Origin of the sequence: Parahaemophilus parainfluenzae (assembly GCF_001055095.1) — a bacterium.
GTDB lineage: Bacteria > Pseudomonadota > Gammaproteobacteria > Enterobacterales > Pasteurellaceae > Haemophilus_D > Haemophilus_D parainfluenzae_Z.
Genome location: NZ_JVHG01000023.1, coordinates 202975 through 227495 on the forward strand (window position 1 = coordinate 202975; position 24521 = coordinate 227495).

A 24521-nucleotide genomic window follows, 5' to 3' on the forward strand; every position below is an offset into this window, starting at 1 on the left:
CCTTTTCTATTGATGTGATTAATGGTTTTCCACTTTGACGAGTTTCGTCCAGTTGTAATAACCATATAATGAGTTAAGTAAGTAAGCACTATACATTAAGTACATCGCTGGCTGTTCTGCCCAAAGTAAAATAGAAAGCACATTTAAAACAATCCATAATAACCATTGCTCACGATAACGCAAAATCATCAATAATTGCGCCGCTACGGTGATAATCGTGGTTAAGCCATCTAATCCCGTAGAACTCCCGCCTGCTGCCTTTAAAGCCTGTACAAAGCAGAATGTACCAATCCCAACACTCACGAGTAAAATTGCCCAACCTTTTGGTGTTAAGGCTTTTGCAATCACACTTTCACCGCCATTATCGTTTTGCATGTGTTGTTTCCACATAAAATAACCGATAAATTGTGATGGGATATACACATAGAGCACCGTATTCATTTCACCCAGGAAATTGTTTCCCCAGGCGACATAAAAATAGGTGTAAGCAAAAATAAGCCCAAAGAAATAATTACTAATTTTTCCTTTACTCACCAATACCACACAGAGAATACCTGCAATCCCCGAAATCATGCCTAATGGTCTATCCGGTGCAAGAACATAAGCAATAATTTGTGCAGCAAGAAAAATAACTACCCATGCCACTTCAAAAGGCTTCCAACCGGATAAAAATTCTTCTTTAAGTCGTTCTGTCCAATTCATGGAACACTCCTGTTTTATAAAAAGTACGCCATTTTTACACCGCACTTTTTTAAAGTAAAGCATAGCGGGTATTTAATTTGATTATTGTGAGATAAATCACACTTTATTTTTCATACTTTTAGATGTCCCTACCTTGCTTTCCCTTATAATCAGACTACAATATCGCCCCATTTTAAGAGATTCATTAAGAGGAAGATGATGTCATTTGCAATCGGTCAACGTTGGATTAGCGAAACAGAAAATAGCCTCGGATTAGGGATAATTACTGACTTAGATTTCCGTTCAGTTACCCTTCACTTTCCCGCCACAGATGAAACCCGAATTTATGCGGTGGCACAAGCTCCCTTAACCCGAATTGTATTGAATAAAGGGGAACAACTTCATCACCAGGCTGGTTGGCAAGGTGAAGTTCTTGATGTTCAAGAAATGAATGGTCTCTTATTTTATTTAGCCAAAAATGCGCAAGGCGAAGAGATTATCGTCAATGAAAAAGAACTTTCTCCGATTATTTCCTTTAGCCAAGCGAAAGATCGCCTCTTTTCATCGCAAATTGACCGCAGTGAACATTTTGCGTTGCGTTATAAAACCCTTCTACATCAACAAGCTCAATTCCAATCGCCTTTGCGTGGATTACGAGGCAATCGTGCGGGTTTAATTCCTCATCAGCTTCATATTGCACAAGAGGTGGGAAATCGTGTTAATCCTCGCGTGCTCTTGGCAGATGAAGTAGGGTTAGGTAAAACCATTGAAGCAGGGATGATTTTGCAAAATCAGCTTTTTGCTGAAAAAGTACAACGTGTATTAATTATTGTACCGGAAACCTTGCAACATCAATGGCTTGTCGAAATGCTTCGCCGTTTTAATTTACATTTTTCATTATTTGATGAAGAACGTTGTGAAGATTTTGCCGAACAAGCGATCAATCCATTTAGCACGGAAAGTTTAATTATTTGTGCATTAGATTGGTTGAAAGCCCATCCCAATCGTGTACAACAAGCTATTGAAGCTGAATTTGACAGCTTAATTGTCGATGAAGCGCATCATTTGGCTTGGTCTGAAAATGCGCTAAGTGCCGCTTATTTATTGGTGGAACAATTAGCGAACGCTATTCCATCCGTTTTATTACTCACCGCAACGCCAGAACAACTGGGTTTGGAAAGCCATTTTGCACGCTTACGCTTGCTTGATCCTGAGCGTTTTTATGATTACCAGGCGTTCTTGAAGGAGCAAGAAAACTATCAGCCTGTTGCGGATGCTGTTCAATCTTTACTCTCAGAGAAGCCGCTAAGTGCGGTCGAAAAAAATCATATTTCTGATTTACTCAATGAACAGGATGTCGAACCATTATTCAAAGCTTTAGCCTGTCATAATGATGAGGAGAAACAAGCTGCTCGACAAGAGCTCATTCAAAATCTTATCGATCGACATGGTACAAGCCGTATTTTATTTCGCAATACACGCCAAGGTGTAAAAGGTTTTCCACATCGGGTTTATCACCAGGTAACGATTGATGCGACAGAGGCTGATGAAAAAATTCATTGGTTAATTGATTTCTTAAAATCACACCGAAATGAAAAAATCTTAGTCATTTGTAAAACAGCACAAACGGCAATTCAACTTGAGCAAATTTTAAGAGAAAAAGAAGCCATTCGCAGTGCCGTTTTCCATGAAAGAATGTCGATTATTGAACGAGATCGTGCAGCGGCTTATTTTGCAGATACTGATAATGGTGCACAAGTTTTACTGAGTTCAAGCATCGGTTCTGAAGGAAGAAACTTCCAATTTGCTTGTCATCTCGTACTCTTCGATTTACCAGAAAATCCTGACTTACTTGAGCAATGCATTGGCCGTTTAGATCGCATCGGGCAAACGAGAGACGTACAAATTTACGTACCCTGCCTAGCAGGCTCTGTACAGCAAGATTTAGCACGTTGGTATCATGAGGGCTTAAATGCTTTTGAACAAACTTGCCCTATTGGTATGGCATTGTTTGAACAATATGAAGCTTTATTAAAAGAGCGGTCAGAAAATAAAGCAGATTTTGAGCAACTCATCCTCCAAACGCAAAAACAAGCAAAAGCATTGCGTTTAGCCTTAGAGAAAGGTCGTGATCGTTTGTTAGAATTAAATTCTAATGGTGGAGAAAAGGCACAGCGACTTGCGGCAGAAATCGCTCAAACTGATAATTCACCCCAATTAGTCGATTTTGCACTGAATTTATTTGATATTATTGGTGTAGAACAAAATGATTTAGGTGAAAACAGCATTGTCATCACGCCAACAGGCACCATGCTTGTTCCTGATTTTCCAGGACTAAAAGAAGAAGGTGTCACAGTAACTTTTGACCGACAACTAGCCCTTGCTCGTGAGGAATTAGAATTTCTTACCTGGGATCATCCAATGATACGTCAAGGCATTGATTTAATCGCTTCTGGTGACATCGGCAAAGCATCGATGGCATTATTAGTTAATAAACAGCTACCTGCAGGCACTCTTTTGGTTGAATTGATTTATATGATTGAAAGCCAATCACCAAAAGGTTTGCAACTGAATCGTTTTCTTCCGCCTACGCCTGTTCGATTATTACTAGATAGCAAAGGAAATAATCTAGCCGGACAAGTTAATTTTGATACATTGCAAAATAAACTTAAGCCACTAAGCAAAGACATTGCGAATAAAATGGTCAAAATGGCTCGTCCAAATATTGAGCAATTAATTAAACTAGGCGATCGCAAAATAACTGAAATCGCACAAGCTCAAATTCAAGAAGCCAGTAGATTAGCAGATCAAACATTGAGCACTGAGCTCAATCGACTTATAGCCTTAAAAGCAGTAAATAAAAATATTCGCCAAGCGGAAATTAATGTATTAGAAAAACAACGTGTGCTTTCTCTGGAAGAGTTAAGTAAAGCAAGCTGGCGATTAGATAGCCTTCGGGTAATAGTGACAAACAAGGAATAATATGGCACTTATTGAATACCATCCACCTTTAGAACCGTATTTAGATATTATCTATCAAGATAATCATATCTGCGTGGTAAACAAGCCAAGCGGTTTACTTTCAGTCCCGGGCAATCAGCCAGAATACTATGACAGTGCAATGAGCCGGGTGAAAGAGAAATTTGGATTTTGTGAACCTGCGCACCGCTTAGATATGGCCACAAGCGGGATTATTCTATTTGCATTAAGTAAAGCAGCAGATAAAGAGTTAAAACGTCAATTTCGTGAACGTGAGCCCAAAAAATATTATCAAGCATTAGTGTGGGGACACTTAGAACAAGATAGTGGGGAAATTAATCTTCCTATGATTTGTGATTGGGAAAATCGCCCACGCCAACGCATTGATTTTGTTTTCGGCAAAAGAGCGGTCACGTTTTATGAAGTTTTAGAACGGTTACCGACTAACTGCACTCGAGTTAAACTGACTCCAATCACAGGACGTTCACATCAACTACGTTTACATACACTCGCACTAGGACATCCTATTTTAGGTGACAAATTTTATTCTCACCCACAAGCTAAAGCGATGTCACCTCGCCTATGCTTACATGCAGAAGAACTTATGATTACGCACCCCATCACAGGTGAAAAAATGACATTCAGAGCTGAAGCTGAATTCTAGAAAAAGAAATATAAAAAAGGCTCACATTAGTGAGCCTTTTCATTTTATAACAAATTATTATTCCGCTGCTGCTTCTGCAACTTCTGGACGATCAACTAACTCAATGTATGCCATTGGAGCGTTGTCACCTGCACGGAAACCACATTTTAAGATACGGGTGTAACCACCTGCACGTTGAGCAAAACGTGGACCTAATTCATTGAATAATTTCGCAACAGTTTCGATGTTACGAGTACGAGCGAATGCTAAACGACGGTTTGCAACGCTATCTTCTTTTGCTAATGTAATTAACGGTTCAACTACACGACGTAATTCTTTAGCTTTTGGTAAAGTAGTCTTGATGATTTCATGACTAACTAAAGCACTTGCTAAGTTACGGAACATCGCTTGGCGATGGCTGCTATTACGGTTTAGTTGACGACCACTCTTACGATGGCGCATGATCTTATCCTTCTCAGAAAAATCTTAACCTATGACCAAACTAGTCTTCAGCAATACTTGCTGGTGGCCAATTCTCAAGGCGCATACCAAGTGACAAGCCACGTGAAGCGAGAACGTCTTTAATTTCAGTAAGAGATTTCTTACCAAGATTAGGCGTTTTTAATAACTCAACTTCTGTACGTTGTACTAAGTCACCGATATAGTGAATTGTTTCTGCTTTCAAACAGTTAGCAGAACGAACTGTCAACTCTAAGTCATCAACAGGACGTAATAAAATCGGATCAAATTCCGGTTTTTCTTCCTTGACTTCAGGTTGACGAACATCACGCAAATCAACGAATGCATCGAGTTGCTCTGCTAAAATTGTTGCTGCACGACGAATTGCTTCTTCCGGATCAATAGTCCCGTTAGTTTCTAACTCGATAACTAGTTTATCTAAGTCAGTACGTTGTTCAACACGTGCTGCTTCAACATTGTAAGCAATACGGTCAACCGGGCTATAACAAGCGTCTACTAATAAACGACCGATTGGACGATCTTCATTTTGTGAATGAGTACGAGCAGATGCAGGTACATAACCTCTACCACGTTGAACACGAATACGCATATTAATAGATGCGTTTTCGTCTGTTAAGTGACAGATTACATGTGATGGATTAACAATCTCAACATCACCATCGTGGGTGATATCTGCTGCAACAACAGGGCCAATTCCAGATTTATTTAATGTCAGAATAACATCATCTTTATTCTGTACTTTAACCGCTAGACCTTTAAGGTTTAAAAGAACTTCAAGAATATCTTCCTGAACACCTTCTTTACTACTATATTCATGCAATACGCCATCAATTTCTACTTCAGTTACAGCACAACCTGGCATTGAAGACAGAAGGATACGACGTAATGCATTCCCTAGAGTATGACCAAAGCCACGCTCTAACGGTTCTAAGATCACCTTAGCATGAGTAGAGCTAATTTGCTCGATATCTACTAAGCGTGGTTTTAAAAATTCTGTAACAGAACCCTGCATTTTATCCTCTCTTTGCTTTTAAGCTTAACTATTATTTAGAGTAAAGCTCAACGATCAGATGTTCGTTAATGTCTGCTGATAAATCAGAACGTTCAGGAACACGTTTGAACACACCTTCCATTTTCGCAGAATCAACTTCTAACCAAGTTGGTTTTTCTCTTTGTTCTGCTAATTCTAATGATGCTTTAATACGTGCTTGTTTTTTAGATTTCTCACGAACAGCAACGACATCATTTACAGAAACTTGGAAAGATGGGATATTTACAACACGACCATTTACGACAATCGCTTTGTGGCTCACTAATTGACGAGCTTCTGCGCGAGTTGCAGCAAATCCCATGCGATAAACAACGTTATCCAATCTACCTTCTAATAATACTAGTAAGTTTTCACCAGTATTACCTTTTAAACGGTTTGCTTCTTTATAGTAGTTACGGAATTGACGCTCTAAAATACCATAGATACGACGAACTTTTTGTTTTTCACGTAATTGACTACCATAGTCAGACAAACGCGGTTTACGAGCACCGTGTTGACCTGGTGCTGTATCAATTTTACATTTTGAATCAATCGCACGCACACCTGATTTAAGGAATAAATCAGTGCCTTCACGACGGCTGAGCTTGAGTTTAGGGCCCAAATATCTTGCCATTTTCTTTCTCCAACTATCCTATTACGCCATTAAACACGACGTTTTTTCGGTGGACGACAACCGTTATGAGGAATCGGAGTCACATCAGTGATGTTCGTGATACGGAAACCCGCTGCATTTAATGCACGGATTGTTGATTCACGACCCGGACCCGGACCTTTAACCATAACTTCCAAGTTCTTTAAGCCGAATTCTTTAACGATTTCAGCACAACGTTCTGCAGCAACTTGTGCAGCGAACGGGGTAGATTTACGAGAACCACGGAAACCTGAACCACCTGCTGTAGCCCAAGCTAAAGCATTACCTTGACGGTCAGTAATGGTAACGATTGTATTATTGAAAGATGCGTGAATGTGTGCTACGCCATCTACAACTTGTTTTTTTACACGTTTACGTGCACGAACTGGTGTTTTAGCCATTCTTTATTTACCCCGACTATTTTTTGATCGGCTTACGTGGACCCTTACGGGTACGCGCATTAGTTTTAGTACGTTGACCACGTACCGGTAAACTACGACGATGACGTAAACCACGGTAACAACCTAAGTCTAAAAGACGTTTGATGTTTAGTGTTACTTCACGACGTAAGTCACCTTCAACGGTAAATTTACCAACTTCGTCACGCAGTTTGTCAATCTGCTCTTCAGACAATTCGCTGATCTTAACATCTTCAGCAATACCCGCCGCAGCACAAATGCTTTTAGAACGAGTTTTACCGATACCGTAAATTGCAGTTAAAGCGATTACAGCGTGTTTGTGATCAGGAATGTTAATGCCTGCAATACGGGCCACTATGCACTCCTATTATTTTAACTAATTTGGTATTCTGATCTTGAAAAGCCCGTTTTCAGGATACTCAAACAGAATACCAAGGACATAAATGAGTTGAGTAGTATAACTACTCAACCGGTTCTTTGCAAGAAGAAATGTTAATTAACCTTGACGTTGTTTGTGTTTAGGGTCGCTGCATAATACGCGAACAACACCTTCACGTTTAACAATTTTACAGTTACGACACATCTTCTTAACGGAAGCACGAACTTTCATTGCTTATCCTTTTTACTTAAATGAACAATTACTGTCCAAAACCTTTAAGGTTTGCTTTTTTTAACGCAGATTCATATTGAGACGACATTAAGTGACTCTGAACTTGCACGATAAAATCCATAATTACAACAACAACGATTAATAAGGAAGTACCACCGAAGTAGAATTTAACATCCCATGCTGATGTCATAATGTAAGGGACTAAACATACGAACGTTACATAAAGACCGCCAATTAATGTTAAGCGAGTCATTACTTTATCAATGTAACGAGATGTTTGTTCACCTGGTCTAATTCCTGGGATAAATGCACCAGATTTTTTTAGATTATCTGCTGTATCACGTGGATTATATTGCATTGCAGTGTAGAAGAAACTGAAGAAAATAATCGCTACCGCATAAACAAGAAGATATAAAGGTTGTCCAGGATTCAACAACATTGATAAGTCATTTAACCACTCAAACTTATCATTCTGACCAAACCATTGTGTCAATGTAGCAGGGAATAAAATAATGCTTGAAGCAAAAATTGCTGGCATTACGTTTGCCATATTAACTTTTAATGGTAAGTGAGTTGAATGACCACCTAAAATTTGACGTCCTTGTTGACGCTTAGCATATTCAACACGAATTCTACGTTGTCCACGTTCTACGAAGACAACAAAGTAAGTTACTGCAAAAACAATAGCAGCGATTAGTAGAAGAACTAAAGGATGCATTTGTCCTTGACGAGCTTGCTCAACTGTTTCGATGATTGCATGTGGCAATCCTGCAACAATACCACCAAAAACAAGAATTGAGATACCGTTACCAATACCTCTTTCAGTAATTTGCTCACCTAACCACATTAAGAACATGGTTCCGGTAACAAGGCTCACTACTGCTGTGAAGTAAAAAGTAAAACCGATATTTGGCACTAATTGTGGCAACATATTCGGTAAACCGGTAGAAATTGCGATAGCTTGGATAGTAGCAAAAACCACCGTTGCATAACGAGTATACTTGGTGATTTTTCTTTGTCCTGCTGCACCTTCTTTTTTCAATTCTGCTAAAGCAGGTGAAACCGTAGCAAGCAATTGCATTACGATAGATGCCGAGATATACGGCATGATACCTAATGCTAAAATTGATGCTCGGCTCAATGCACCACCAGAGAACATGTTTAACATATCAATGATGGTGCCTTTTTGTTGTTCAACTAATTGAGCTAGCACGGCGGCATCAATACCAGGAAGCGGAATAAAAGAACCAATACGATAAACGATAAGTGCACCTAATACAAAAAGCAATCTGCTTTTTAGTTCACCAGTACCACTATTAGTACTTCTGCTTTGATAACCTGGTTGTTTAGCCATTTGCTAATTATTCCTCAACTGAACCGCCAGCAGCTTCGATTGCTGCTTTTGCACCTTTAGTTACACGTAAACCACGTACAGTAACTGCAGATTTCACTTCACCAGCTAAGATAACTTTAGCGAATTGAATATCTTTAGTTAAAATATTTGCAGCTTTTAATGCCTCTAAAGTGACAACATTTCCTTCAACTTTTGTTAATTCGTTTAAACGAACTTCAGCAGTTACAGCTGACTTCATTGAAGTGAAACCAAATTTTGGTAAACGACGGTATAATGGCATCTGACCACCCTCGAAACCACGACGAACACCGCCGCCTGTACGAGATTTTTGACCTTTATGACCACGACCACCAGTTTTTCCTAAACCTGAACCAATACCACGACCAAGGCGTTTTGCACTGTGCTTAGCACCTTCAGCCGGAGATAGAGTATTTAAACGCATTCTCTTACTCCTCCACTTTAACCATGTATGAAACTTGGTTAATCATACCACGTACTGCCGGAGTATCGATTAACTCAACAGTATGGTGCATATGGCGAAGACCAAGACCACGCAAGGTAGCTTTGTGCTTCGGTAAACGAGCAATTGCGCTACGAACTTGAGTTACTTTAATAGTTTTAGCCATTATCAATTACCCCAAAATTTCATCAACGGTTTTGCCACGTTTAGCAGCTACCATTTCTGGTGATTTCATATTTGCTAATGCATCAATAGTTGCACGAACAACGTTGATTGGGTTGGTTGAACCATACGCTTTAGAAAGAACGTTACGTACACCAGCAACTTCTAACACTGAACGCATTGCACCACCTGCGATGATACCTGTACCTTCGCTAGCTGGTTGCATAAATACGCGAGAACCAGTGTGAACACCTTTAACTGGGTGTTGTAATGTACCTTCATTTAAAGCGACATTAATCATATTGCGACGTGCTTTTTCCATCGCTTTTTGGATCGCTGCCGGAACTTCACGAGCTTTACCATAACCAAAACCTACGCGACCGTTACCATCGCCTACTACTGTTAAAGCAGTAAAGCTCATAATACGACCACCTTTTACAGTTTTTGATACACGGTTTACTGCGATTAGCTTCTCTTGCAGTTCACCAGCTTGTTTTTCGATGTTTGACATCTCAATTTACCTCATTAGAACTGTAGACCAGCTTCACGTGCAGCGTCCGCTAAAGTTTGGACACGACCATGATATTTAAAACCGGAACGGTCAAAAGCAACGTCTTTAACGCCTTTTGCTAATGCGCGCTCAGCAACAAGTTTACCTACTACTGCTGCGGCATCTTTATTACCGGTATATTTAACTTGCTCACGAATTGCTTTTTCAACAGTTGAAGCAGCGGCAAGCACTTCTGAACCGTTTGGTGCAATAACTTGTGCGTAGATATGACGCGGAGTACGGTGAATAACTAGACGAGTTACACCTTGCTCTCTCATCATATGACGTGCACGAGCTGCACGACGGATACGAGCTGATTTCTTATCCATAGTGTTACCTTAATTATTTCTTCTTAGCCTCTTTCATACGTACTACTTCATCAGAGTAACGTACACCTTTACCTTTATAAGGTTCAGGACGGCGATAAGCACGAATATCTGCTGCAACTTGACCAATTAACTGCTTGTCAGCACCTTTTAAAACGATTTCCGTTTGTGAAGGGCATTCTGCAGTAATACCTGCTGGTAAAGTGTGCTCCACAGGGTGAGAGAAACCTAAGCTTAATGCAACTACGTTGCCTTTAACTTGAGCTCTGTAACCAACACCCACTAGTTGTAATTTCTTAGTGAAGCCTTCAGTAACACCGATAACCATTGCATTAACTAATGCACGAGCTGTACCCGATTGAGCATTCGCTTCAACAAAACCTTCACGTGGAGTGAAAGTAAATTGACCATTATCTTGTTTAACTTCAACTGAGTGATGAATTGTGCGAGATAACTCGCCATTTTTTCCTTTTACTGTTAATAGCTGACCGTCGAGTTTAACTTCAACGCCGGCAGGAATATTAACAGGTGCCTTTGCAACACGAGACATTTTCCTACCCCTCTATTAAGCTACGTAACAGATGATCTCACCGCCTAAGCCCGCTTGACGAGCTGCACGGTCAGTCATAACACCTTTAGATGTAGAAATTACAGCAACACCTAAACCACCCATAACTTTTGGTAATTCGTCTTTACGTTTGTAAATACGAAGACCAGGACGGCTTACACGTTGGATGCTTTCTACAACCGGTTTGCCTTGGAAATATTTTAAAGTAATTTCCAATTCAGGTTTTGCACCTTCTAAAACTTTAACGCTTTCGATATAACCTTCAGCAGCTAATACGTTGGCAATTGCCACTTTTAGCTTGGAAGAAGGCATATTGATTGCAACTTTGTTCGCAGCTTGACCGTTACGAATACGGGTCAACATATCTGCGATTGGATCTTGCATACTCATTGTACTTTTTCTCCGATTCCAAAATAAAGTGGTATATTACCAGCTCGCTTTTCTAAGGCCTGGGATCTCGCCGCGCATAGCAGCTTCACGAACCTTAATACGGCTTAAACCAAACTTACGTAAAACGCCGTGAGGACGTCCAGTTTGGCGGCAACGGTTACGTTGACGACTAGCGCTAGAATCACGTGGTAAAGTTTGTAATTTTAACACTGCATTCCAACGATCTTCGTCAGAGGCATTGACATCAGAAATGATTTTCTTTAATTCTGCACGTTTAGCGAAGAATTTTTCAGCCAATTTAACGCGTTTTACATCGCGTGCTTTCATTGATTGTTTTGCCATTATAACCTGCCTTATTTACGGAATGGGAAATTAAAGGCAGCAAGTAGTGCTTGACCTTCTTCATCATTCTTAGCAGTAGTTGTGATAGTGATATCTAAACCACGTACACGATCTACTTTATCGTAATCGATTTCAGGGAAGATGATTTGTTCACGCACACCCATGCTGTAGTTACCACGACCATCAAATGATTTCGCGCTTAAACCGCGGAAGTCACGAATACGTGGAACAGCAATTGTAATTAAACGTTCAAAGAACTCCCACATACGCTCACCGCGTAGTGTTACTTTACAACCGATTGGATATCCCTGACGGATTTTAAAGCCAGCAACAGATTTACGAGCTTTAGTTACTAAAGGTTTTTGACCGCTAATTGCTGCTAAGTCCGCTACTGCGTTGTCTAGCAATTTCTTATCGGTCAATGCTTCACCCACACCCATATTCAGGGTAATCTTTTCGATTCGTGGGACTTGCATGACAGATTTGTAGCCGAATTTATTTTTTAACTCGTTTACTACTTGATCTCTGTAGTAATCATGCAGTTTCGCCATCGCATTACTCCAGTTTGTTAGATAATTTCATTGTTAGATTTGAAGAAACGTACTTTTTTGCCGTCTTCGAATCTAAAACCTACACGGTCAGCTTTGTTTGTTTTTGGATTGAAAATCGCAACATTAGAAGCATCGATAGCCGCTTCTTTTTTCACTAAGCCACCAGCTTGTCCTAAAGCAGGAACTGGTTTTTCATGTTTAGTGATGATGTTGATACCTTCAACAAACACTTTACCGTTTGGTAACACTTTAGTTACCTTGCCACGCTTGCCTTTGTCTTTACCGGCAAGTACGATTACTTCATCGTTTTGACGAATTTTTGCAGCCATTTCTCACTTCTCCTTACAGTACTTCTGGTGCCAAAGAAATGATCTTCATGAATTTCTCAGAACGAAGTTCACGAGTCACCGGTCCAAAAATACGAGTACCGATTGGTTGCTCTGTGTTATTGTTTAAAATTACACAAGCGTTACCATCGAAGCGAATGACTGATCCGTCTGGGCGACGAACACCCTTCTTGGTGCGCACAACAACTGCTTTTAATACATCACCTTTTTTAACTTTACCGCGTGGAATTGCTTCTTTTACAGTAACTTTGATGATATCACCAATAGCAGCATAACGACGGTGCGATCCACCTAGAACCTTGATACACATTACGCTGCGAGCACCTGAGTTATCAGCAACATCCAGCATAGTCTGTTCTTGGATCATATTTTATGCTCCGTTAAGTTAATAATACACCCTTGCGGGACGAACCTACCCATGCCTTATAAAGATATATGGCGGATAGGTGGCGGAGTTTACCAAAATCAAGCTAGAAACGCAATTAAAATTTTATGCTTAAATTAGCGTATTTAAAGTGCGGTCAAATTTTCATGACTTTTTAGCAAGTCTTGGAAAGAAAAAAGCCAACGGCATAACCATTGGCTTTTATTTTTTAATTTGTTAATTAAGCAATAACAGCTTTCTCAACAACACGAACTAAAGTCCAAGATTTGGTTTTAGAGAGAGGACGACATTCGCGAATCTCTACTACATCACCTAATTTGGCTTCGTTGTTCTCATCGTGTACGTGTAATTTAGTTGTACGACGGATAAATTTACCGTATAACGGGTGTTTTACCTTACGCTCAATAGCAACAACGAAAGATTTTTCCATTTTGTCGCTAACAACTTTACCTTGTACGCTACGAATTTTATCAGTCATTACTCACCCGCCTTCTCAGTTAAAATAGTCTTAATGCGTGCGATATCACGACGCACTTGTTTAGCCTGATGGGTTTGTTGAAGCTGACCGGTGGCTGTTTGCATACGCAATTTGAATTGTTCACCTAAAAGGTTCACTAATTCATTATTCAGCTCTTCAACACTTTTTGTACGTAAATCTTGAGCTTTCATTACATCACCGTCTTAGTTACGAAGGTAGTCTTGATTGGCAATTTAGCAGCTGCTAATGCAAATGCTTGTCTTGCGATCTCTTCTGACACACCATCCATTTCATAAAGTACTTTACCCGGTTGGATTAAGGCTACCCAGTACTCAACGTTACCTTTACCTTTACCCATACGGACTTCTAATGGTTTTTCAGTAATTGGTTTATCTGGGAAAACACGGATCCAGATTTTACCTTGACGTTTAACTGCACGTGTCATTGCACGACGAGCCGCTTCAATTTGACGAGCGGTTAAACGACCACGACCAACTGCTTTTAACCCGAATGTACCGAAGCTAACTTCAGTACCACCCGCGATACCACGGTTACGGCCTTTGTGAACTTTACGGAATTTTGTACGTTTTGGTTGCAACATTTAGCGTTTCTCCTTACTTACGACCTTTGCCACGTGGAGCCTTTTTAGGCTTGTCGGCAGGTTGTTGTTCTGATTGCGCAACTGCAGCCATTCCACCCAAAATTTCACCTTTGAAGATCCATACTTTAACGCCGATTACGCCGTATGTAGTATGAGCTTCTGCAGTGTTATAATCGATGTCCGCACGAAGAGTATGTAGAGGTACACGACCTTCACGATACCATTCAGAACGTGCGATTTCTGCGCCACCTAAACGACCGCTAACTTCAACTTTGATACCTTTAGCACCTAAACGCATTGCGCTTTGTACCGCACGTTTCATAGCACGACGGAACATTACACGACGTTCTAATTGAGAAGCGATGCTGTCTGCAACTAATTTTGCATCTAATTCCGGTTTTTTCACTTCAGCAATGTTGATTTGAGCCGGAACGCCAGCTATTTGAGATACTGCGTTACGTAATTTTTCAACATCTTCACCTTTTTTACCGATAACGATACCAGGGCGAGCTGTGTGAATTGTTACACGAATACTTCTCGCTGGACGCTCAATAGTAATACGTGAAACCGAAGCGTTTGCTAATTCTTTAGTTAAGAATTTGCGTACTTTGAAGTCACCGTCAAGATTGTCGGCGAAATCTTGTGTATTCGCGAACCAAGTAGAGTTCCAAGGTTTTACAATACCTAGGCGAATACCATTTGGATTTACTTTTTGACCCATTGCTATTCCTCTACTTATTAACGATCTGACACAACCACAGTGATGTGGCTAGTACGTTTTAAAATACGATCTGCACGACCTTTAGCACGTGGCATAACACGTTTCATGCTAGGACCTTCGTCAACGAAGATTTTAGCAACTTTAAGATCATCGATATCTGCACCATCATTATGCTCTGCGTTAGCAATAGCAGACTCTAATACTTTTTTCACTAAAGCCGCAGCTTTTTTGTTAGTAAAAGTTAAGATTTCTAATGCTTGCGCAACTTTTTTACCACGAATTAAATCGGCAACTAAGCGAGCTTTTTGGGCAGAAGTGCGAGCGTAACGATGTTTTGCGATAGTTTCCATCTATTTACCTCTTATTTCTTAGCTTTCTTATCTGCCGCGTGACCGCGGTATGTACGAGTCGGTGCAAATTCACCTAATTTATGGCCGATCATTTCATCAGATACATAAACAGGAACGTGCTGACGACCATTATGGACTGCGATGGTCAATCCGATCATTGAAGGAATGATCATTGAACGACGGGACCAAGTTTTGATTGGTTTTTTATCCCCGCTTTCCACCGCCTTCTCTACCTTCTTCAACAAGTGTAGGTCAAGGAAAGGACCTTTCTTGAGAGAACGTGGCATGGCTTATCCTCTTATTAATTTAAATTATTTGCCACGACGACGTACGATATATTTATCAGTACGTTTGTTGTGACGAGTTTTCTTACCTTTAGTTTGAACGCCCCAAGGAGTTACTGGGTGTTTACCAAAGTTACGACCTTCACCACCACCGTGTGGGTGATCTACTGGGTTCATTGCTGTACCACGAACTGTAGGGCGAATGCCTCTCCAGCGGTTAGCACCAGCTTTACCCAATACGCGAAGCATATGTTCTGAGTTACCAACTTCACCGATTGTAGCAACACATTCAGCTAATACTTTACGCATTTCGCCTGAACGTAAACGTAAAGTTACGTAGTTGCCTTCACGAGCGATGATTTGTACATAAGCACCAGCAGAACGAGCGATTTGACCGCCTTTACCTGGTTTTAATTCAACGTTATGTACTGTTGAACCAACTGGGATATTACGCATTGGTAATGAGTTACCCACTTTAATTGGTGAGTTAACGCCAGATTGGATTTGATCGCCAACTGACAAACCTTTAGGTGCTAAGATATAACGGCGTTCACCATCTTTATAAAGCACTAAAGCAATGTTAGCTGAACGGTTTGGATCATATTCTAAACGTTCAACAACCGCTGGGATATCTAACTTGTTACGTTTGAAATCGATTAAACGGTAATGTTGTTTATGACCACCACCGATGTGGCGAGTGGTAATACGACCATAATTGTTACGACCACCAGTTTTAGATTTAGTATCTAGAAGAGGCGCGTAAGGTTTACCCTTGTATAATTCAGGGTTCACGATTTTAACAACGTGACGACGACCAGCGGAGGTCGGCTTACATTTAACGATAGCCATTCTCTAATTTCCTCCGATTACTCTGCACTGTCCACGAAGTCCAAGTTTTGGCCTTCGGCTAAAGTTACATAAGCTTTTTTCCAGTCGCTGCGACGACCCATTTTGTTACCACGGCGTTTAGTTTTACCTTTAACAACCACAGTACGAACTGAGTCAACTTTTACTTCAAATAATTGAGCAACAGCAGCAGCAATTTCAGCTTTGTTCGCATCTAAAGCAACTTTAAGTACAACAGTGTTAGATTTTTCAGCATTGTTAGTTGCTTTTTCAGAGATGTGCGGTGCACGTAGCACGCTTAGCAAACGTTCTTGACTCATGCTAGGATCTCCTCAATTTGTTTCACAGCGTCAACAGTAACAATCACTTTATCGAAAGCGATTAAGCTAACTGGATCGATACCTTGAACATCACGTACATCAACTTTATATAAGTTACGTGCCGCTAAGAATAGATTTTCATCTAAACTTGCTGTGATAATTAACGCATCTTCAACTGCTAAATCTTTTAATTTTTGTACTAATACTTTAGTTTTTGGTGCATCTAATTCGAATTTTTCAACAACAACCAAACGGTCTTGACGAACTAATTCAGAAAGAATGCTTTTGATAGCACCACGGTACATTTTCTTGTTCACTTTTTGGCTGTGATCTTGTGGTTTAGCCGCGAAGGTTGTACCACCAGAACGCCAGATTGGTGATTTGATATCACCAGAACGAGCACGACCTGTACCTTTTTGACGCCAAGGTTTTTTACCTGAACCAGACACTTCAGCACGAGTTTTTTGCGCACGAGTACCTTGACGAGCACCTGCTGCATAAGCAACAACAACTTGGTGAATCAAAGCTTCGTTAAACTCACGTCCGAAGGTAGTTTCAGAAACAGTTAGTGCGTTTGCACCTACAACTTGTAATTCCATCTCTATCTCCTAGACTTATGCTTTAACTGCCGGCTTAACGATAACATCGCCATTGATAGCACCAGGTACAGAACCTTTTACTAATAGCAATTTACGCTCAGCATCTACACGAACAACTTCAAGTGATTGAACGGTTACACGCTCAGCACCTAAATGTCCTGCCATTTTTTTACCTTTAAACACACGACCTGGAGTTTGGTTTTGACCAATAGAACCAAGTACACGATGTGATAAAGAGTTACCGTGTGTAGCATCTTGAGTACGGAAGTTCCAACGTTTAACACCACCTTGGAAACCTTTACCTTTAGAAGTACCAGTAACATCTACTTTTTTAACATCTGCAAAGATGTCAACATTGATTTCTTGACCTAAAGTGAATTCTTCACCTTCAGTACGAAATTCCCATAAACCGCGACCAGCTTCAACACCTGCTTTCACGAAATGGCCTGCTTCAGGTTTAGTTACACGATTCGCTTTTTTAGAACCAGTAGTAACTTGAACTGCAGTATAGCCATCGTTTTCAAGAGTTTTAACTTGAGTTACGCGGTTGGCTTCGATTTCGATAACGGTAACTGGTACAGAAACACCGTCTTCATTGAAGATACGGGTCATACCAACTTTACGACCGACTAAACCAATCATTGTAATAACCTCTTAATTAACCTAGGCTGATCTGCACGTCCACGCCGGCAGCCAAATCTAAACGCATTAATGCATCAACAGTTTTTTCTGTTGGCTCTACGATATCTACTAAACGTTTGTGTGTACGAATTTCGTATTGGTCACGCGCGTCTTTGTTCACGTGTGGAGAAATCAACACGGTGAAACGCTCTTTACGAGTTGGTAAAGGGATTGGACCACGAACTTGTGCACCAGTACGTTTAGCTGTTTCTACGATCTCCGCAGTAGATTGATCGATCAAACGGTGATCGAAAGCTTTTAAGCGGATACGGATTCTTTGGTTCTGCATTAGACCAGAGCTCCAATAAAATTTAGCTAATAAAAAACTAACACCAATCACAATTCTAACTTCAAAATAGAAAAGGAGGTGTAAGTTACCTGTTATATAGTCTCCAAATCGGAAACATTGTTAGTATTACATATCGTAATACTCGTTTAATAAATGATTACATTAAACGGCTTTCAATATCTGAAAGCCCGTGGATATTACACAAAAACACCTAATTATGCAAGCTTTTTGTTCAATTAATTTCCACAAATAAAAAAGTGCGGTCATTTTCTCGAGTGTTTTTCACCTGGAAAAATGACCGCACTTTATATAAATAAAATTTATAGTTTGTTATCTAACATTGCAATATGTCTTGTTGCGGCAATCCAAGCGCCAACATAGCCCATAATCAAGCAACTTACTAATAAGAAGATCAGCTCGCCCACACCTAATCCATTGAGCTCAAAGGTGACCGCAAAAATATCCGTCACATATTTCACGGCTGAAGTAAAGTAACCCACAATAAGACTACTAAATACAGCTGCGACAAATCCACCTAGCACAGCATAAATCATGCCAGTATAAAGATAAGGACGAAGAATAAATTGATCCGTTGCACCTAATAGCTTCATCACATCAATACTCGCACGACTGCTATAAACATCGGATCGAATGCTATTTCCGATAACAAGGAATACGGCTATTGTCATTAACACTGTACAGAAAATTGCCACGTGTGCGAAAAGCCACGAAAGTGCGGTCAATTTTTCCATCCAATCGTTATCTAGTCGAACTTCTTGCACACCTTTAATTTTATTTAAATTTGCGCGTAACTCAGCTCGTTTTTCTGATTCATTAAACGCTTTAGACGGTTTCACCATCACCACTGCCGGCAATGGGTTGTCATCTAAAATTTCTAACTCTTCACCAAAACCAGACCAACTTTTAAACTCTTTCAAACTGTCTTGGCGAGAAACATAATTTAACGATTCCACGCCTTCTTGCTGACGGATTTTTTCTACCACTAAGTTAGCATCTTCTTCACTTAAATTTTTGTGTAAATAGATCGTGAGTTCGCTTTCCGGATAAAATTGAGTCGTCGCTAAGTGTAAATTTTTCCATAACAAATAGCTCACCGTTGGAATCGTGAGAGATACGGCAATAACTAAAATTGTTAGCAATGTACCAAATTTACGTTTTACTAAATCGCTCAAAACAGAACGCAAAGTATAAGCAGTTTGCACGCCAAAAGAAGCATCAATACGTCTTGTCATTTTTTATCCTTAATAGCGTAAGTAGCCTTGTTCAAGTACAAGACATGGTTTTGGTTTTTGTTGAATTAAATTGATATCGTGTGTCGCAATTAACACCGTCATGCCTAAACGATTAAACTCTTCAAACAGATTAAAAATCCCTAAAGAAAGTTCATCATCAAGGTTACCTGTAGGCTCATCCGCTAATAAAAGTTGCGGTTTATGTACGATTGCACGCGCGATATCCACACGTTGTTGCTCACCACCTGAGATTTGTGGCGGCATATAATTCGCTTTACTACGTAAGCCCACACGATCTAATGCAACCAATGCGCGTGTATGTGCTTCTTTCGGGTTCATGCCAGCAATAATCGATGGCAACGCCACATTTTCTGCTACGCTACGATCCGTTAATAGACGGTAATCTTGGTGAACCATGCCAATTTGGCGGCGTAAAAATGGGATTTCATATTTAGACAAACGCGTAATATCATGACCATTAAACCAAATATTACCGGCATTCGCCTTTTCCATTCCCATGATTAATTTAAGCAAGGTACTTTTACCCGCGCCAGAATGCCCAACAAGATAAGTCATACTTCCAACAGGAAGATGAAAATTCAAGCCTTGTAAGGCCGGCTGAGTCGCACCGTGATAAGCTTTAGAGACATTTGAAAATCGAATCACTTTATTATTCCTTTTTATTCTTCATTTTCGTGAACAAATAATGCTTCAATAAATTCTTCTGCATTAAATTCGCGTAAATCTTCTATCTTTTCACCCACACCAATATAACGAATTGGTAAATTAAACTGATCTGCAATGGCGAAAATTACCCCACCTTTTGCTGTTCCATCTAATTTGGTTAATGTAATACCTGTTAACCCAACCGCCTCATTAAAGAGTTTAGCTTGGCTAATTGCATTCTGCCCTGTACCCGCATCTAAGGTAAGCATGATTTCGTGCGGCGCGGTTTCATCGTATTTTCTCATGACACGAACAATCTTCTTCAATTCATCCATGAGATTATTTTTATTTTGTAAACGACCAGCCGTATCCGCAATTAAAATATCAATATTACGTGCCGCGGCAGATTGCATCGCATCAAAAATTACAGACGCAGAATCTGAACCCGTACTTTGTGCCACAACCGGAATATTATTACGTTCTCCCCATACTTGAAGTTGTTCTACTGCAGCAGCACGGAAGGTATCCCCTGCCGCTAACATGACTGATTTTCCTTCATTTTGGAATTTGCGAGCCAATTTACCAATTGTGGTTGTTTTACCTACACCGTTTACGCCAACCATCAAAATAACATAAGGCTTTTTAGTCGTATCAATGACCAATGGTTTGGCAACCGGTTTTAGAATTTCTACCATTTCAACTTTAAGTTGTTGGTAAAGCAATTCCGCATCTTGTAACTGTTTACGACTTGCGTGCTCCGTTAAATTCTTAATGATTTTATTCGTTGTTGGCACACCAATATCGGCAATTAAAAGCTGCTCTTCCAACTCTTCAAATAAATCATCGTCAATCTTTTTACCTAAAAAGAACGCTCGGAAACCTGCACCAATATTTTGTTTAGTTTTGAGTAAGCCTTTGACTAAACGACTAAAAAAGCCACCTTCACTTGGTTTTTCTTGCGTTTCGGTATTAATATCTGAACGGAATTCATCTTTAACATCTTCAACAATTTCAGGCTCAATCTCAGCATCAACCACAGGAAGATCTTCAACGACATTATCTTGCTCAATAATGCTTTCTGTTGGCTCTTCCTCAGAAAGTGCGGTAGAAACTCCTTCTGTTTTTTCTGTCTCTTCAGCCGTTGCCTCAATCACCGGTGTATCTAAAACTGGCTCAATATTGAGCGCACTTTCAGGTGAAATCACTTCTTCTACAACAGGTTCAATATGCTCAACAATGGTATTCTCAGCTTTATCCTCTTGCAGCTGTTCCGCTAACTCCTGTAATTCTTCCTGTTCAACTTGTTCTAATTGAACGTTCTCGCTATTGTGAACAATCTCTTCCGTAGGCGAAACATCGGCAGATTCAACAGATGACTCTTCAATAGTTGGCTCAATTTTTTGTTCTTCTTGCTTTTTATTGCGACCAAAAAGAGAGGCCCAAAACCCGCCTTTTTTCTTTTCTTCTGACATAAATTCTTCTCTTAAACACAAATCTTTAAAAAATACTGCCTATTCTAGCAAAAAATCGTCTAAACTAAGCACAATTTTCACTAAAAATCTGTTTCTTTATGAAAAAAATGCAAGTTCAAAATGCCAAAGGCGAAGTTCGAATCATCGCGGGTCTTTGGCGTGGACGAAAATTACCGGTTTTAAATGCGGAAGGCTTGCGCCCTACAGGTGATCGCGTGAAAGAAACCTTATTCAACTGGTTAATGCCTTACATTGTGGATAGCCATTGTCTTGATTGCTTTGCGGGTAGTGGCTCACTTGGCTTTGAGGCTCTTTCTCGACAAGCGAAACAGGTAACGTTTTTAGAGTTGGATAAAACCGTAGCGAATCAATTAAAAAAAAATTTGCAAACGCTAAAAACGACGAATGAACAAGCTCAAGTAATCAATCAAAATAGCTTGGAGTTTTTAAAACAAGTGCAAAATCAACCGCACTTTGATGTGGTATTTTTGGATCCGCCTTTTCATTTTGGTTTAGCTGAACAAGCAATTACCCTATTAGAGGAAAAGAATTGGCTCTTACCTCATGCGTTGATTTATGTTGAAACAGAAAAAGACAAACCGCTAAGCGTGCCTGAAAATTGGCAATTACTAAAAGAAAAAACCACAGGTATGGTGAGCTACCGCCTGTATCAAAAAAATTAGGAAATCATTATGTTAGATATTGTGTTATACGAACCTGAAATTCCGCAAAATACGGGAAATATTATTCGTCTTTGTGCCAACACTGGCTTTCGTCTTCATTTAATCGAGCCGCTTGGTTTTACCTGGGATGATAAAAAATTACGTCGTTCCGGCTTGGATTATCATGAATTTGCTGAAATCAAAAAACATAAAACCTTTGAAGCCTTTTTAGAAAGTGAAAAACCGAAACGTCTTTTTGCCCTCACCACTAAAGGCTGCCCTGCGCATAGTGAAGTGCAATTTGAATTAGGGGATTATTTAATGTTTGGCCCAGAAACCCGTGGTATTCCAATGTCTATTTTAGATAAAATGCCAATGGAACAAAAAATCCGTATCCCAATGACAGCAAATAGCCGCAGTATGAACTTATCAAACTCGGTAGCTGTTGCAGTTTATGAAGCTTGGCGACAACTTGGTTACGAAGGCGCGGTGAATTTAAATCGATAAAACCAATAAAATAGCTGCTTATTTTCTAAACAAAAATAAGCAGCTTTCTTTTTGCATTTAATTTGTGATCTCGATCACATATTTATAATTTTAAGATTCCCTTTTTACCAAAACAGCAGTATAAATAAATTACATTTAGAGAGGGATCTCGATGTACCCACTTGATCTATCAAGCTCTAGTCTTTCTTGACTCTTCAAGCAAACCTTCCCCGTTGTCCTAAATAAAGAATTGGCAGTCGAATGATTTGCCCTCCATTTGTATCCCTAAAATTTAACAACTATTGCAGCAAAATTAGTTTCATCTCACATCAATAAGGAGGTTGGGTGAATGAAGTTAATTTTGAATTGGTCGAAACAGCAGTGGCTAGGCATGGATGCTTACCAAAAAAGTGCGGTCAATTTTGGCCGCACTTCCTATTTCTATCATTTGCAAATCACTAACCTTGTATTGCTATTTTCTAAATAATCCGCAATTTGTTTTGGCACATCATCAGTGAAAAGATAATCTACATCTTTAAGCTCCCCTAATCGCACAATCGCTTGTCGAGAGAATTTCGAATGGTCGGTCGCTAATAACGTTTGGCGAGAGCTTTCTATAATGGCTCGTTTAACTTGGACTTCATGGTAATCATAGTCCAACAATGAACCGTCAAGATCAATTGCACTAATTCCCAGAATTCCAAAGTCTAACCGGAATTGCGAAATAAAATTAACGGTTGCCTCACCAATAATGCCACCATCCTTACGTAAGGAACCACCCGCCATCGTAATATCAAAGGTTTCATTTTGGCGTAATAAATGAGCCGCATTGATATTATTCGTCACAATGCGTAACCGTTCATGATTTAACAAGGCACTAGCTACCGCTTCAGGCGTGGTACCAATATCAATAAATAAGGATGCACCGTTTGGAATACGTTTTGCCACTTCGCGAGCAATGGCACTTTTTTGAGAAGGGAAAAATTGTTTACGTTCAATGTAATCAGAGTTTTCTGCGGTAGAAGAAGGAGCGGCACCACCATGATGACGACGAATTAAATCTTGTTCTGCAAGGATATTCAGATCTCGTCTAATGGTCTGTGGGCTGACTTCCAGTTCGATAACCAGCTCTTCTGTACTGGCATACCCTTTTAGCTTCACAAGCTCAATTATTTTCTGATGGCGTAATGATTGCTTCATATAAATGCCTATAAATTTGAATTAGCTAAACAATTTAGCCTTAATTTTACTCTGCAGAAATCCCCAAACCAATCCTAAGATAAAGCCTGAAATGTGAGCAGCGTTTCCTATATTAATACCAAAAAGCGGACTAATAAAGCCAAATACAAGCCCTACCAGTAACATTGTAAAAAAGCCTTCTGGTAAGTCAAAACTATGCGGGTGCAATTTGTCCACCACCAACACATAACCTAACACGGCATAAACCACACCAGATAGCCCGAAAAAGGCGGGACCGGTAAAATAATTCTGTACAGCTCCACTCACTGCAGCTGAGACTAAAACTAATAATAAAAAATGGAGAGAACCAAATCGGCGTTCAATCGCGCCACCGAATAACCAAAACCACGAAAGGTTAAATAAAATATGCGGTACCGACAAATGAACAATAGCATGAGTGAAATAGCGCCATACTTCCTGATCTTCCCAAGAATAAGCCGGATAATGGAATAAATCCATAATTGGCTCTTCAAATCCGATATTCTGCAAGAGATAAATCACCGCGCAAAGTGCGGTCAAAATAAACGTAATTTTTTTCTTTCTTAATAGACGTTTCACCAATTTTCTCTCTTGAATCCCATCTGTTTCGCTACCAAATAAAGGCTGCATTTGCTATATTCCTTTTTCATTTAATTTTGTTCATCA

The 24521-nt window shown here is 39.9% G+C and carries 38 protein-coding genes; 4 read left to right on the forward strand and 34 right to left on the reverse strand.

Translation table 11 applies throughout. The annotated features are described in order from the left end of the window. Positions 1-18 precede the first annotated feature (18 nt). Positions 19-702 (reverse strand): nicotinamide riboside transporter PnuC, encoded by a 684-nt coding sequence (gene pnuC / locus ADA56_RS06730; protein ID WP_049369908.1) that lies wholly within the window; start codon positions 700-702, stop codon positions 19-21. A 198-nt stretch (positions 703-900) separates the two neighbouring features. Here pnuC and rapA point away from each other — a divergent pair, with 198 nt between their 5' ends. Continuing rightward, complete coding sequence (gene rapA / locus ADA56_RS06735; RefSeq protein WP_049369909.1) at positions 901-3663, forward strand: RNA polymerase-associated protein RapA; 2763 nt, start codon at positions 901-903, stop codon at positions 3661-3663. Between the two features lies 1 nt (position 3664). Continuing rightward, positions 3665-4324, forward strand: coding sequence for a bifunctional tRNA pseudouridine(32) synthase/23S rRNA pseudouridine(746) synthase RluA (gene rluA / locus ADA56_RS06740; protein ID WP_049369910.1), 660 nt, complete (start codon positions 3665-3667; stop codon positions 4322-4324). A 57-nt stretch (positions 4325-4381) separates the two neighbouring features. Here rluA and rplQ read toward each other — a convergent pair whose 3' ends face one another. The 31 genes from rplQ to ftsY all read right to left on the reverse strand — a co-directional run bounded on the left by rplQ (position 4382) and on the right by ftsY (position 21489). Then, complete coding sequence (gene rplQ, locus ADA56_RS06745) at positions 4382-4765, reverse strand: 50S ribosomal protein L17 (protein ID WP_005695104.1); 384 nt, start codon at positions 4763-4765, stop codon at positions 4382-4384. A 40-nt stretch (positions 4766-4805) separates the two neighbouring features. Then, entirely contained in the window at positions 4806-5795 is a 990-nt protein-coding gene (locus ADA56_RS06750; RefSeq protein WP_005695102.1) for a DNA-directed RNA polymerase subunit alpha, read from the reverse strand. Between the two features lie 31 nt (positions 5796-5826). Then, positions 5827-6447 carry a 30S ribosomal protein S4 gene (gene rpsD / locus ADA56_RS06755; protein WP_005625866.1) on the reverse strand — a complete coding sequence of 207 codons (621 nt, stop codon included), beginning with the start codon at positions 6445-6447 and terminating at the stop codon, positions 5827-5829. A gap of 29 nt (positions 6448-6476) precedes the next feature. Then, positions 6477-6866, reverse strand: a complete 390-nt coding sequence (gene rpsK, locus ADA56_RS06760; protein ID WP_005543603.1) for a 30S ribosomal protein S11 — start codon at positions 6864-6866, stop codon at positions 6477-6479. Between the two features lie 16 nt (positions 6867-6882). Further along, positions 6883-7239 (reverse strand): 30S ribosomal protein S13, encoded by a 357-nt coding sequence (gene rpsM, locus ADA56_RS06765; RefSeq protein ID WP_005548758.1) that lies wholly within the window; start codon positions 7237-7239, stop codon positions 6883-6885. A gap of 141 nt (positions 7240-7380) precedes the next feature. Beyond that, on the reverse strand, positions 7381-7494 hold the full coding sequence (gene rpmJ / locus ADA56_RS06770) for a 50S ribosomal protein L36 (protein WP_005625868.1): 114 nt from the start codon (positions 7492-7494) through the stop codon (positions 7381-7383). 28 nt (positions 7495-7522) lie between these two features. Next, the gene (secY, locus tag ADA56_RS06775; protein ID WP_005695101.1) at positions 7523-8848 is read right to left on the reverse strand and encodes a preprotein translocase subunit SecY; all 1326 of its coding nucleotides are present in this window, start codon (positions 8846-8848) and stop codon (positions 7523-7525) included. 7 nt (positions 8849-8855) lie between these two features. Beyond that, complete coding sequence (rplO, locus tag ADA56_RS06780; RefSeq protein WP_005695100.1) at positions 8856-9290, reverse strand: 50S ribosomal protein L15; 435 nt, start codon at positions 9288-9290, stop codon at positions 8856-8858. 4 nt (positions 9291-9294) lie between these two features. Then, entirely contained in the window at positions 9295-9474 is a 180-nt protein-coding gene (rpmD, locus tag ADA56_RS06785; protein ID WP_046339253.1) for a 50S ribosomal protein L30, read from the reverse strand. 6 nt (positions 9475-9480) lie between these two features. Continuing rightward, complete coding sequence (rpsE, locus tag ADA56_RS06790; RefSeq protein ID WP_005695098.1) at positions 9481-9981, reverse strand: 30S ribosomal protein S5; 501 nt, start codon at positions 9979-9981, stop codon at positions 9481-9483. Between the two features lie 14 nt (positions 9982-9995). Beyond that, a complete protein-coding gene (gene rplR, locus ADA56_RS06795; RefSeq protein WP_005695097.1) occupies positions 9996-10349 on the reverse strand; it encodes a 50S ribosomal protein L18 in 354 nt (117 codons plus the stop codon). Between the two features lie 13 nt (positions 10350-10362). Then, on the reverse strand, positions 10363-10896 hold the full coding sequence (rplF, locus tag ADA56_RS06800) for a 50S ribosomal protein L6 (RefSeq protein WP_005698881.1): 534 nt from the start codon (positions 10894-10896) through the stop codon (positions 10363-10365). Positions 10897-10911: 15 nt separating this feature from the next. Further along, positions 10912-11304, reverse strand: coding sequence for a 30S ribosomal protein S8 (gene rpsH, locus ADA56_RS06805; RefSeq protein WP_005625877.1), 393 nt, complete (start codon positions 11302-11304; stop codon positions 10912-10914). 36 nt (positions 11305-11340) lie between these two features. After that, positions 11341-11646 (reverse strand): 30S ribosomal protein S14, encoded by a 306-nt coding sequence (rpsN, locus tag ADA56_RS06810; RefSeq protein WP_049369911.1) that lies wholly within the window; start codon positions 11644-11646, stop codon positions 11341-11343. A gap of 11 nt (positions 11647-11657) precedes the next feature. Next, entirely contained in the window at positions 11658-12197 is a 540-nt protein-coding gene (gene rplE / locus ADA56_RS06815) for a 50S ribosomal protein L5 (protein WP_005695093.1), read from the reverse strand. Between the two features lie 17 nt (positions 12198-12214). Then, entirely contained in the window at positions 12215-12526 is a 312-nt protein-coding gene (rplX, locus tag ADA56_RS06820; RefSeq protein ID WP_005695092.1) for a 50S ribosomal protein L24, read from the reverse strand. Between the two features lie 13 nt (positions 12527-12539). Further along, a complete protein-coding gene (rplN, locus tag ADA56_RS06825) occupies positions 12540-12911 on the reverse strand; it encodes a 50S ribosomal protein L14 (protein WP_005619403.1) in 372 nt (123 codons plus the stop codon). A 238-nt stretch (positions 12912-13149) separates the two neighbouring features. Beyond that, positions 13150-13407, reverse strand: coding sequence for a 30S ribosomal protein S17 (gene rpsQ, locus ADA56_RS06830; protein ID WP_005695091.1), 258 nt, complete (start codon positions 13405-13407; stop codon positions 13150-13152). Beyond that, positions 13407-13598, reverse strand: coding sequence for a 50S ribosomal protein L29 (gene rpmC / locus ADA56_RS06835; RefSeq protein WP_049369912.1), 192 nt, complete (start codon positions 13596-13598; stop codon positions 13407-13409). Before rpmC ends, rpsQ begins: the two co-directional genes overlap by 1 nt. Then, positions 13598-14008, reverse strand: coding sequence for a 50S ribosomal protein L16 (gene rplP / locus ADA56_RS06840; protein ID WP_005695088.1), 411 nt, complete (start codon positions 14006-14008; stop codon positions 13598-13600). Before rplP ends, rpmC begins: the two co-directional genes overlap by 1 nt. A 13-nt stretch (positions 14009-14021) precedes the next feature. Beyond that, complete coding sequence (gene rpsC / locus ADA56_RS06845) at positions 14022-14729, reverse strand: 30S ribosomal protein S3 (protein WP_049369913.1); 708 nt, start codon at positions 14727-14729, stop codon at positions 14022-14024. Positions 14730-14746: 17 nt separating this feature from the next. Then, complete coding sequence (gene rplV / locus ADA56_RS06850) at positions 14747-15079, reverse strand: 50S ribosomal protein L22 (RefSeq protein WP_005625897.1); 333 nt, start codon at positions 15077-15079, stop codon at positions 14747-14749. An 11-nt stretch (positions 15080-15090) separates the two neighbouring features. Further along, positions 15091-15366 (reverse strand): 30S ribosomal protein S19, encoded by a 276-nt coding sequence (rpsS, locus tag ADA56_RS06855; RefSeq protein WP_005539416.1) that lies wholly within the window; start codon positions 15364-15366, stop codon positions 15091-15093. 24 nt (positions 15367-15390) lie between these two features. Then, a complete protein-coding gene (gene rplB, locus ADA56_RS06860) occupies positions 15391-16212 on the reverse strand; it encodes a 50S ribosomal protein L2 (RefSeq protein WP_005640979.1) in 822 nt (273 codons plus the stop codon). A 17-nt stretch (positions 16213-16229) separates the two neighbouring features. Next, positions 16230-16529, reverse strand: coding sequence for a 50S ribosomal protein L23 (gene rplW / locus ADA56_RS06865; RefSeq protein WP_005632756.1), 300 nt, complete (start codon positions 16527-16529; stop codon positions 16230-16232). Further along, positions 16526-17128 carry a 50S ribosomal protein L4 gene (gene rplD, locus ADA56_RS06870; protein WP_005695085.1) on the reverse strand — a complete coding sequence of 201 codons (603 nt, stop codon included), beginning with the start codon at positions 17126-17128 and terminating at the stop codon, positions 16526-16528. The genes rplW and rplD overlap by 4 nt, the downstream gene beginning before the upstream one ends. A gap of 15 nt (positions 17129-17143) precedes the next feature. Continuing rightward, entirely contained in the window at positions 17144-17770 is a 627-nt protein-coding gene (gene rplC, locus ADA56_RS06875; RefSeq protein ID WP_005632753.1) for a 50S ribosomal protein L3, read from the reverse strand. A gap of 16 nt (positions 17771-17786) precedes the next feature. After that, positions 17787-18098 (reverse strand): 30S ribosomal protein S10, encoded by a 312-nt coding sequence (gene rpsJ, locus ADA56_RS06880; protein WP_001181005.1) that lies wholly within the window; start codon positions 18096-18098, stop codon positions 17787-17789. Positions 18099-18418: 320 nt separating this feature from the next. Next, positions 18419-19351, reverse strand: coding sequence for a permease-like cell division protein FtsX (gene ftsX, locus ADA56_RS06885; protein WP_049369914.1), 933 nt, complete (start codon positions 19349-19351; stop codon positions 18419-18421). A gap of 9 nt (positions 19352-19360) precedes the next feature. Next, complete coding sequence (ftsE, locus tag ADA56_RS06890; RefSeq protein ID WP_049369915.1) at positions 19361-20017, reverse strand: cell division ATP-binding protein FtsE; 657 nt, start codon at positions 20015-20017, stop codon at positions 19361-19363. A gap of 14 nt (positions 20018-20031) precedes the next feature. Further along, a complete protein-coding gene (gene ftsY, locus ADA56_RS06895) occupies positions 20032-21489 on the reverse strand; it encodes a signal recognition particle-docking protein FtsY (RefSeq protein WP_049369916.1) in 1458 nt (485 codons plus the stop codon). A gap of 98 nt (positions 21490-21587) precedes the next feature. On the opposite strand from ftsY, the gene rsmD reads away from it, so the two are divergent. Then, positions 21588-22172, forward strand: coding sequence for a 16S rRNA (guanine(966)-N(2))-methyltransferase RsmD (rsmD, locus tag ADA56_RS06900; protein WP_049369917.1), 585 nt, complete (start codon positions 21588-21590; stop codon positions 22170-22172). A gap of 9 nt (positions 22173-22181) precedes the next feature. Further along, positions 22182-22658 carry a tRNA (uridine(34)/cytosine(34)/5-carboxymethylaminomethyluridine(34)-2'-O)-methyltransferase TrmL gene (gene trmL / locus ADA56_RS06905; protein WP_049369918.1) on the forward strand — a complete coding sequence of 159 codons (477 nt, stop codon included), beginning with the start codon at positions 22182-22184 and terminating at the stop codon, positions 22656-22658. 423 nt (positions 22659-23081) lie between these two features. On the opposite strand, the gene ADA56_RS06910 is transcribed toward trmL, so the two are convergent. Continuing rightward, positions 23082-23837 (reverse strand): DeoR/GlpR family transcriptional regulator, encoded by a 756-nt coding sequence (locus ADA56_RS06910; RefSeq protein WP_005698899.1) that lies wholly within the window; start codon positions 23835-23837, stop codon positions 23082-23084. 21 nt (positions 23838-23858) lie between these two features. After that, positions 23859-24485, reverse strand: coding sequence for a rhomboid family intramembrane serine protease (locus ADA56_RS06915; RefSeq protein ID WP_049369919.1), 627 nt, complete (start codon positions 24483-24485; stop codon positions 23859-23861). Positions 24486-24521 lie beyond the last annotated feature (36 nt).

What these genes read in the sequence shown, in the direction of transcription:
- pnuC (WP_049369908.1), bottom strand. Translation starts at nt 702, where the DNA reads ATGAATTGGACAGAACGACTTAAAGAAGAATTTTTATCCGGTTGGAAG.
- rapA (WP_049369909.1), top strand. Translation starts at nt 901, where the DNA reads ATGTCATTTGCAATCGGTCAACGTTGGATTAGCGAAACAGAAAATAGC.
- rluA (WP_049369910.1), top strand. Translation starts at nt 3,665, where the DNA reads ATGGCACTTATTGAATACCATCCACCTTTAGAACCGTATTTAGATATT.
- rplQ (WP_005695104.1), bottom strand. Translation starts at nt 4,765, where the DNA reads ATGCGCCATCGTAAGAGTGGTCGTCAACTAAACCGTAATAGCAGCCAT.
- ADA56_RS06750 (WP_005695102.1), bottom strand. Translation starts at nt 5,795, where the DNA reads ATGCAGGGTTCTGTTACAGAATTTTTAAAACCACGCTTAGTAGATATC.
- rpsD (WP_005625866.1), bottom strand. Translation starts at nt 6,447, where the DNA reads ATGGCAAGATATTTGGGCCCTAAACTCAAGCTCAGCCGTCGTGAAGGC.
- rpsK (WP_005543603.1), bottom strand. Translation starts at nt 6,866, where the DNA reads ATGGCTAAAACACCAGTTCGTGCACGTAAACGTGTAAAAAAACAAGTT.
- rpmJ (WP_005625868.1), bottom strand. Translation starts at nt 7,494, where the DNA reads ATGAAAGTTCGTGCTTCCGTTAAGAAGATGTGTCGTAACTGTAAAATT.
- secY (WP_005695101.1), bottom strand. Translation starts at nt 8,848, where the DNA reads ATGGCTAAACAACCAGGTTATCAAAGCAGAAGTACTAATAGTGGTACT.
- rplO (WP_005695100.1), bottom strand. Translation starts at nt 9,290, where the DNA reads ATGCGTTTAAATACTCTATCTCCGGCTGAAGGTGCTAAGCACAGTGCA.
- rpmD (WP_046339253.1), bottom strand. Translation starts at nt 9,474, where the DNA reads ATGGCTAAAACTATTAAAGTAACTCAAGTTCGTAGCGCAATTGCTCGT.
- rpsE (WP_005695098.1), bottom strand. Translation starts at nt 9,981, where the DNA reads ATGTCAAACATCGAAAAACAAGCTGGTGAACTGCAAGAGAAGCTAATC.
- rplR (WP_005695097.1), bottom strand. Translation starts at nt 10,349, where the DNA reads ATGGATAAGAAATCAGCTCGTATCCGTCGTGCAGCTCGTGCACGTCAT.
- rplF (WP_005698881.1), bottom strand. Translation starts at nt 10,896, where the DNA reads ATGTCTCGTGTTGCAAAGGCACCTGTTAATATTCCTGCCGGCGTTGAA.
- rpsH (WP_005625877.1), bottom strand. Translation starts at nt 11,304, where the DNA reads ATGAGTATGCAAGATCCAATCGCAGATATGTTGACCCGTATTCGTAAC.
- rpsN (WP_049369911.1), bottom strand. Translation starts at nt 11,646, where the DNA reads ATGGCAAAACAATCAATGAAAGCACGCGATGTAAAACGCGTTAAATTG.
- rplE (WP_005695093.1), bottom strand. Translation starts at nt 12,197, where the DNA reads ATGGCGAAACTGCATGATTACTACAGAGATCAAGTAGTAAACGAGTTA.
- rplX (WP_005695092.1), bottom strand. Translation starts at nt 12,526, where the DNA reads ATGGCTGCAAAAATTCGTCAAAACGATGAAGTAATCGTACTTGCCGGT.
- rplN (WP_005619403.1), bottom strand. Translation starts at nt 12,911, where the DNA reads ATGATCCAAGAACAGACTATGCTGGATGTTGCTGATAACTCAGGTGCT.
- rpsQ (WP_005695091.1), bottom strand. Translation starts at nt 13,407, where the DNA reads ATGACTGATAAAATTCGTAGCGTACAAGGTAAAGTTGTTAGCGACAAA.
- rpmC (WP_049369912.1), bottom strand. Translation starts at nt 13,598, where the DNA reads ATGAAAGCTCAAGATTTACGTACAAAAAGTGTTGAAGAGCTGAATAAT.
- rplP (WP_005695088.1), bottom strand. Translation starts at nt 14,008, where the DNA reads ATGTTGCAACCAAAACGTACAAAATTCCGTAAAGTTCACAAAGGCCGT.
- rpsC (WP_049369913.1), bottom strand. Translation starts at nt 14,729, where the DNA reads ATGGGTCAAAAAGTAAATCCAAATGGTATTCGCCTAGGTATTGTAAAA.
- rplV (WP_005625897.1), bottom strand. Translation starts at nt 15,079, where the DNA reads ATGGAAACTATCGCAAAACATCGTTACGCTCGCACTTCTGCCCAAAAA.
- rpsS (WP_005539416.1), bottom strand. Translation starts at nt 15,366, where the DNA reads ATGCCACGTTCTCTCAAGAAAGGTCCTTTCCTTGACCTACACTTGTTG.
- rplB (WP_005640979.1), bottom strand. Translation starts at nt 16,212, where the DNA reads ATGGCTATCGTTAAATGTAAGCCGACCTCCGCTGGTCGTCGTCACGTT.
- rplW (WP_005632756.1), bottom strand. Translation starts at nt 16,529, where the DNA reads ATGAGTCAAGAACGTTTGCTAAGCGTGCTACGTGCACCGCACATCTCT.
- rplD (WP_005695085.1), bottom strand. Translation starts at nt 17,128, where the DNA reads ATGGAATTACAAGTTGTAGGTGCAAACGCACTAACTGTTTCTGAAACT.
- rplC (WP_005632753.1), bottom strand. Translation starts at nt 17,770, where the DNA reads ATGATTGGTTTAGTCGGTCGTAAAGTTGGTATGACCCGTATCTTCAAT.
- rpsJ (WP_001181005.1), bottom strand. Translation starts at nt 18,098, where the DNA reads ATGCAGAACCAAAGAATCCGTATCCGCTTAAAAGCTTTCGATCACCGT.
- ftsX (WP_049369914.1), bottom strand. Translation starts at nt 19,351, where the DNA reads ATGACAAGACGTATTGATGCTTCTTTTGGCGTGCAAACTGCTTATACT.
- ftsY (WP_049369916.1), bottom strand. Translation starts at nt 21,489, where the DNA reads ATGTCAGAAGAAAAGAAAAAAGGCGGGTTTTGGGCCTCTCTTTTTGGT.
- rsmD (WP_049369917.1), top strand. Translation starts at nt 21,588, where the DNA reads ATGAAAAAAATGCAAGTTCAAAATGCCAAAGGCGAAGTTCGAATCATC.
- trmL (WP_049369918.1), top strand. Translation starts at nt 22,182, where the DNA reads ATGTTAGATATTGTGTTATACGAACCTGAAATTCCGCAAAATACGGGA.
- ADA56_RS06910 (WP_005698899.1), bottom strand. Translation starts at nt 23,837, where the DNA reads ATGAAGCAATCATTACGCCATCAGAAAATAATTGAGCTTGTGAAGCTA.
- ADA56_RS06915 (WP_049369919.1), bottom strand. Translation starts at nt 24,485, where the DNA reads ATGCAGCCTTTATTTGGTAGCGAAACAGATGGGATTCAAGAGAGAAAA.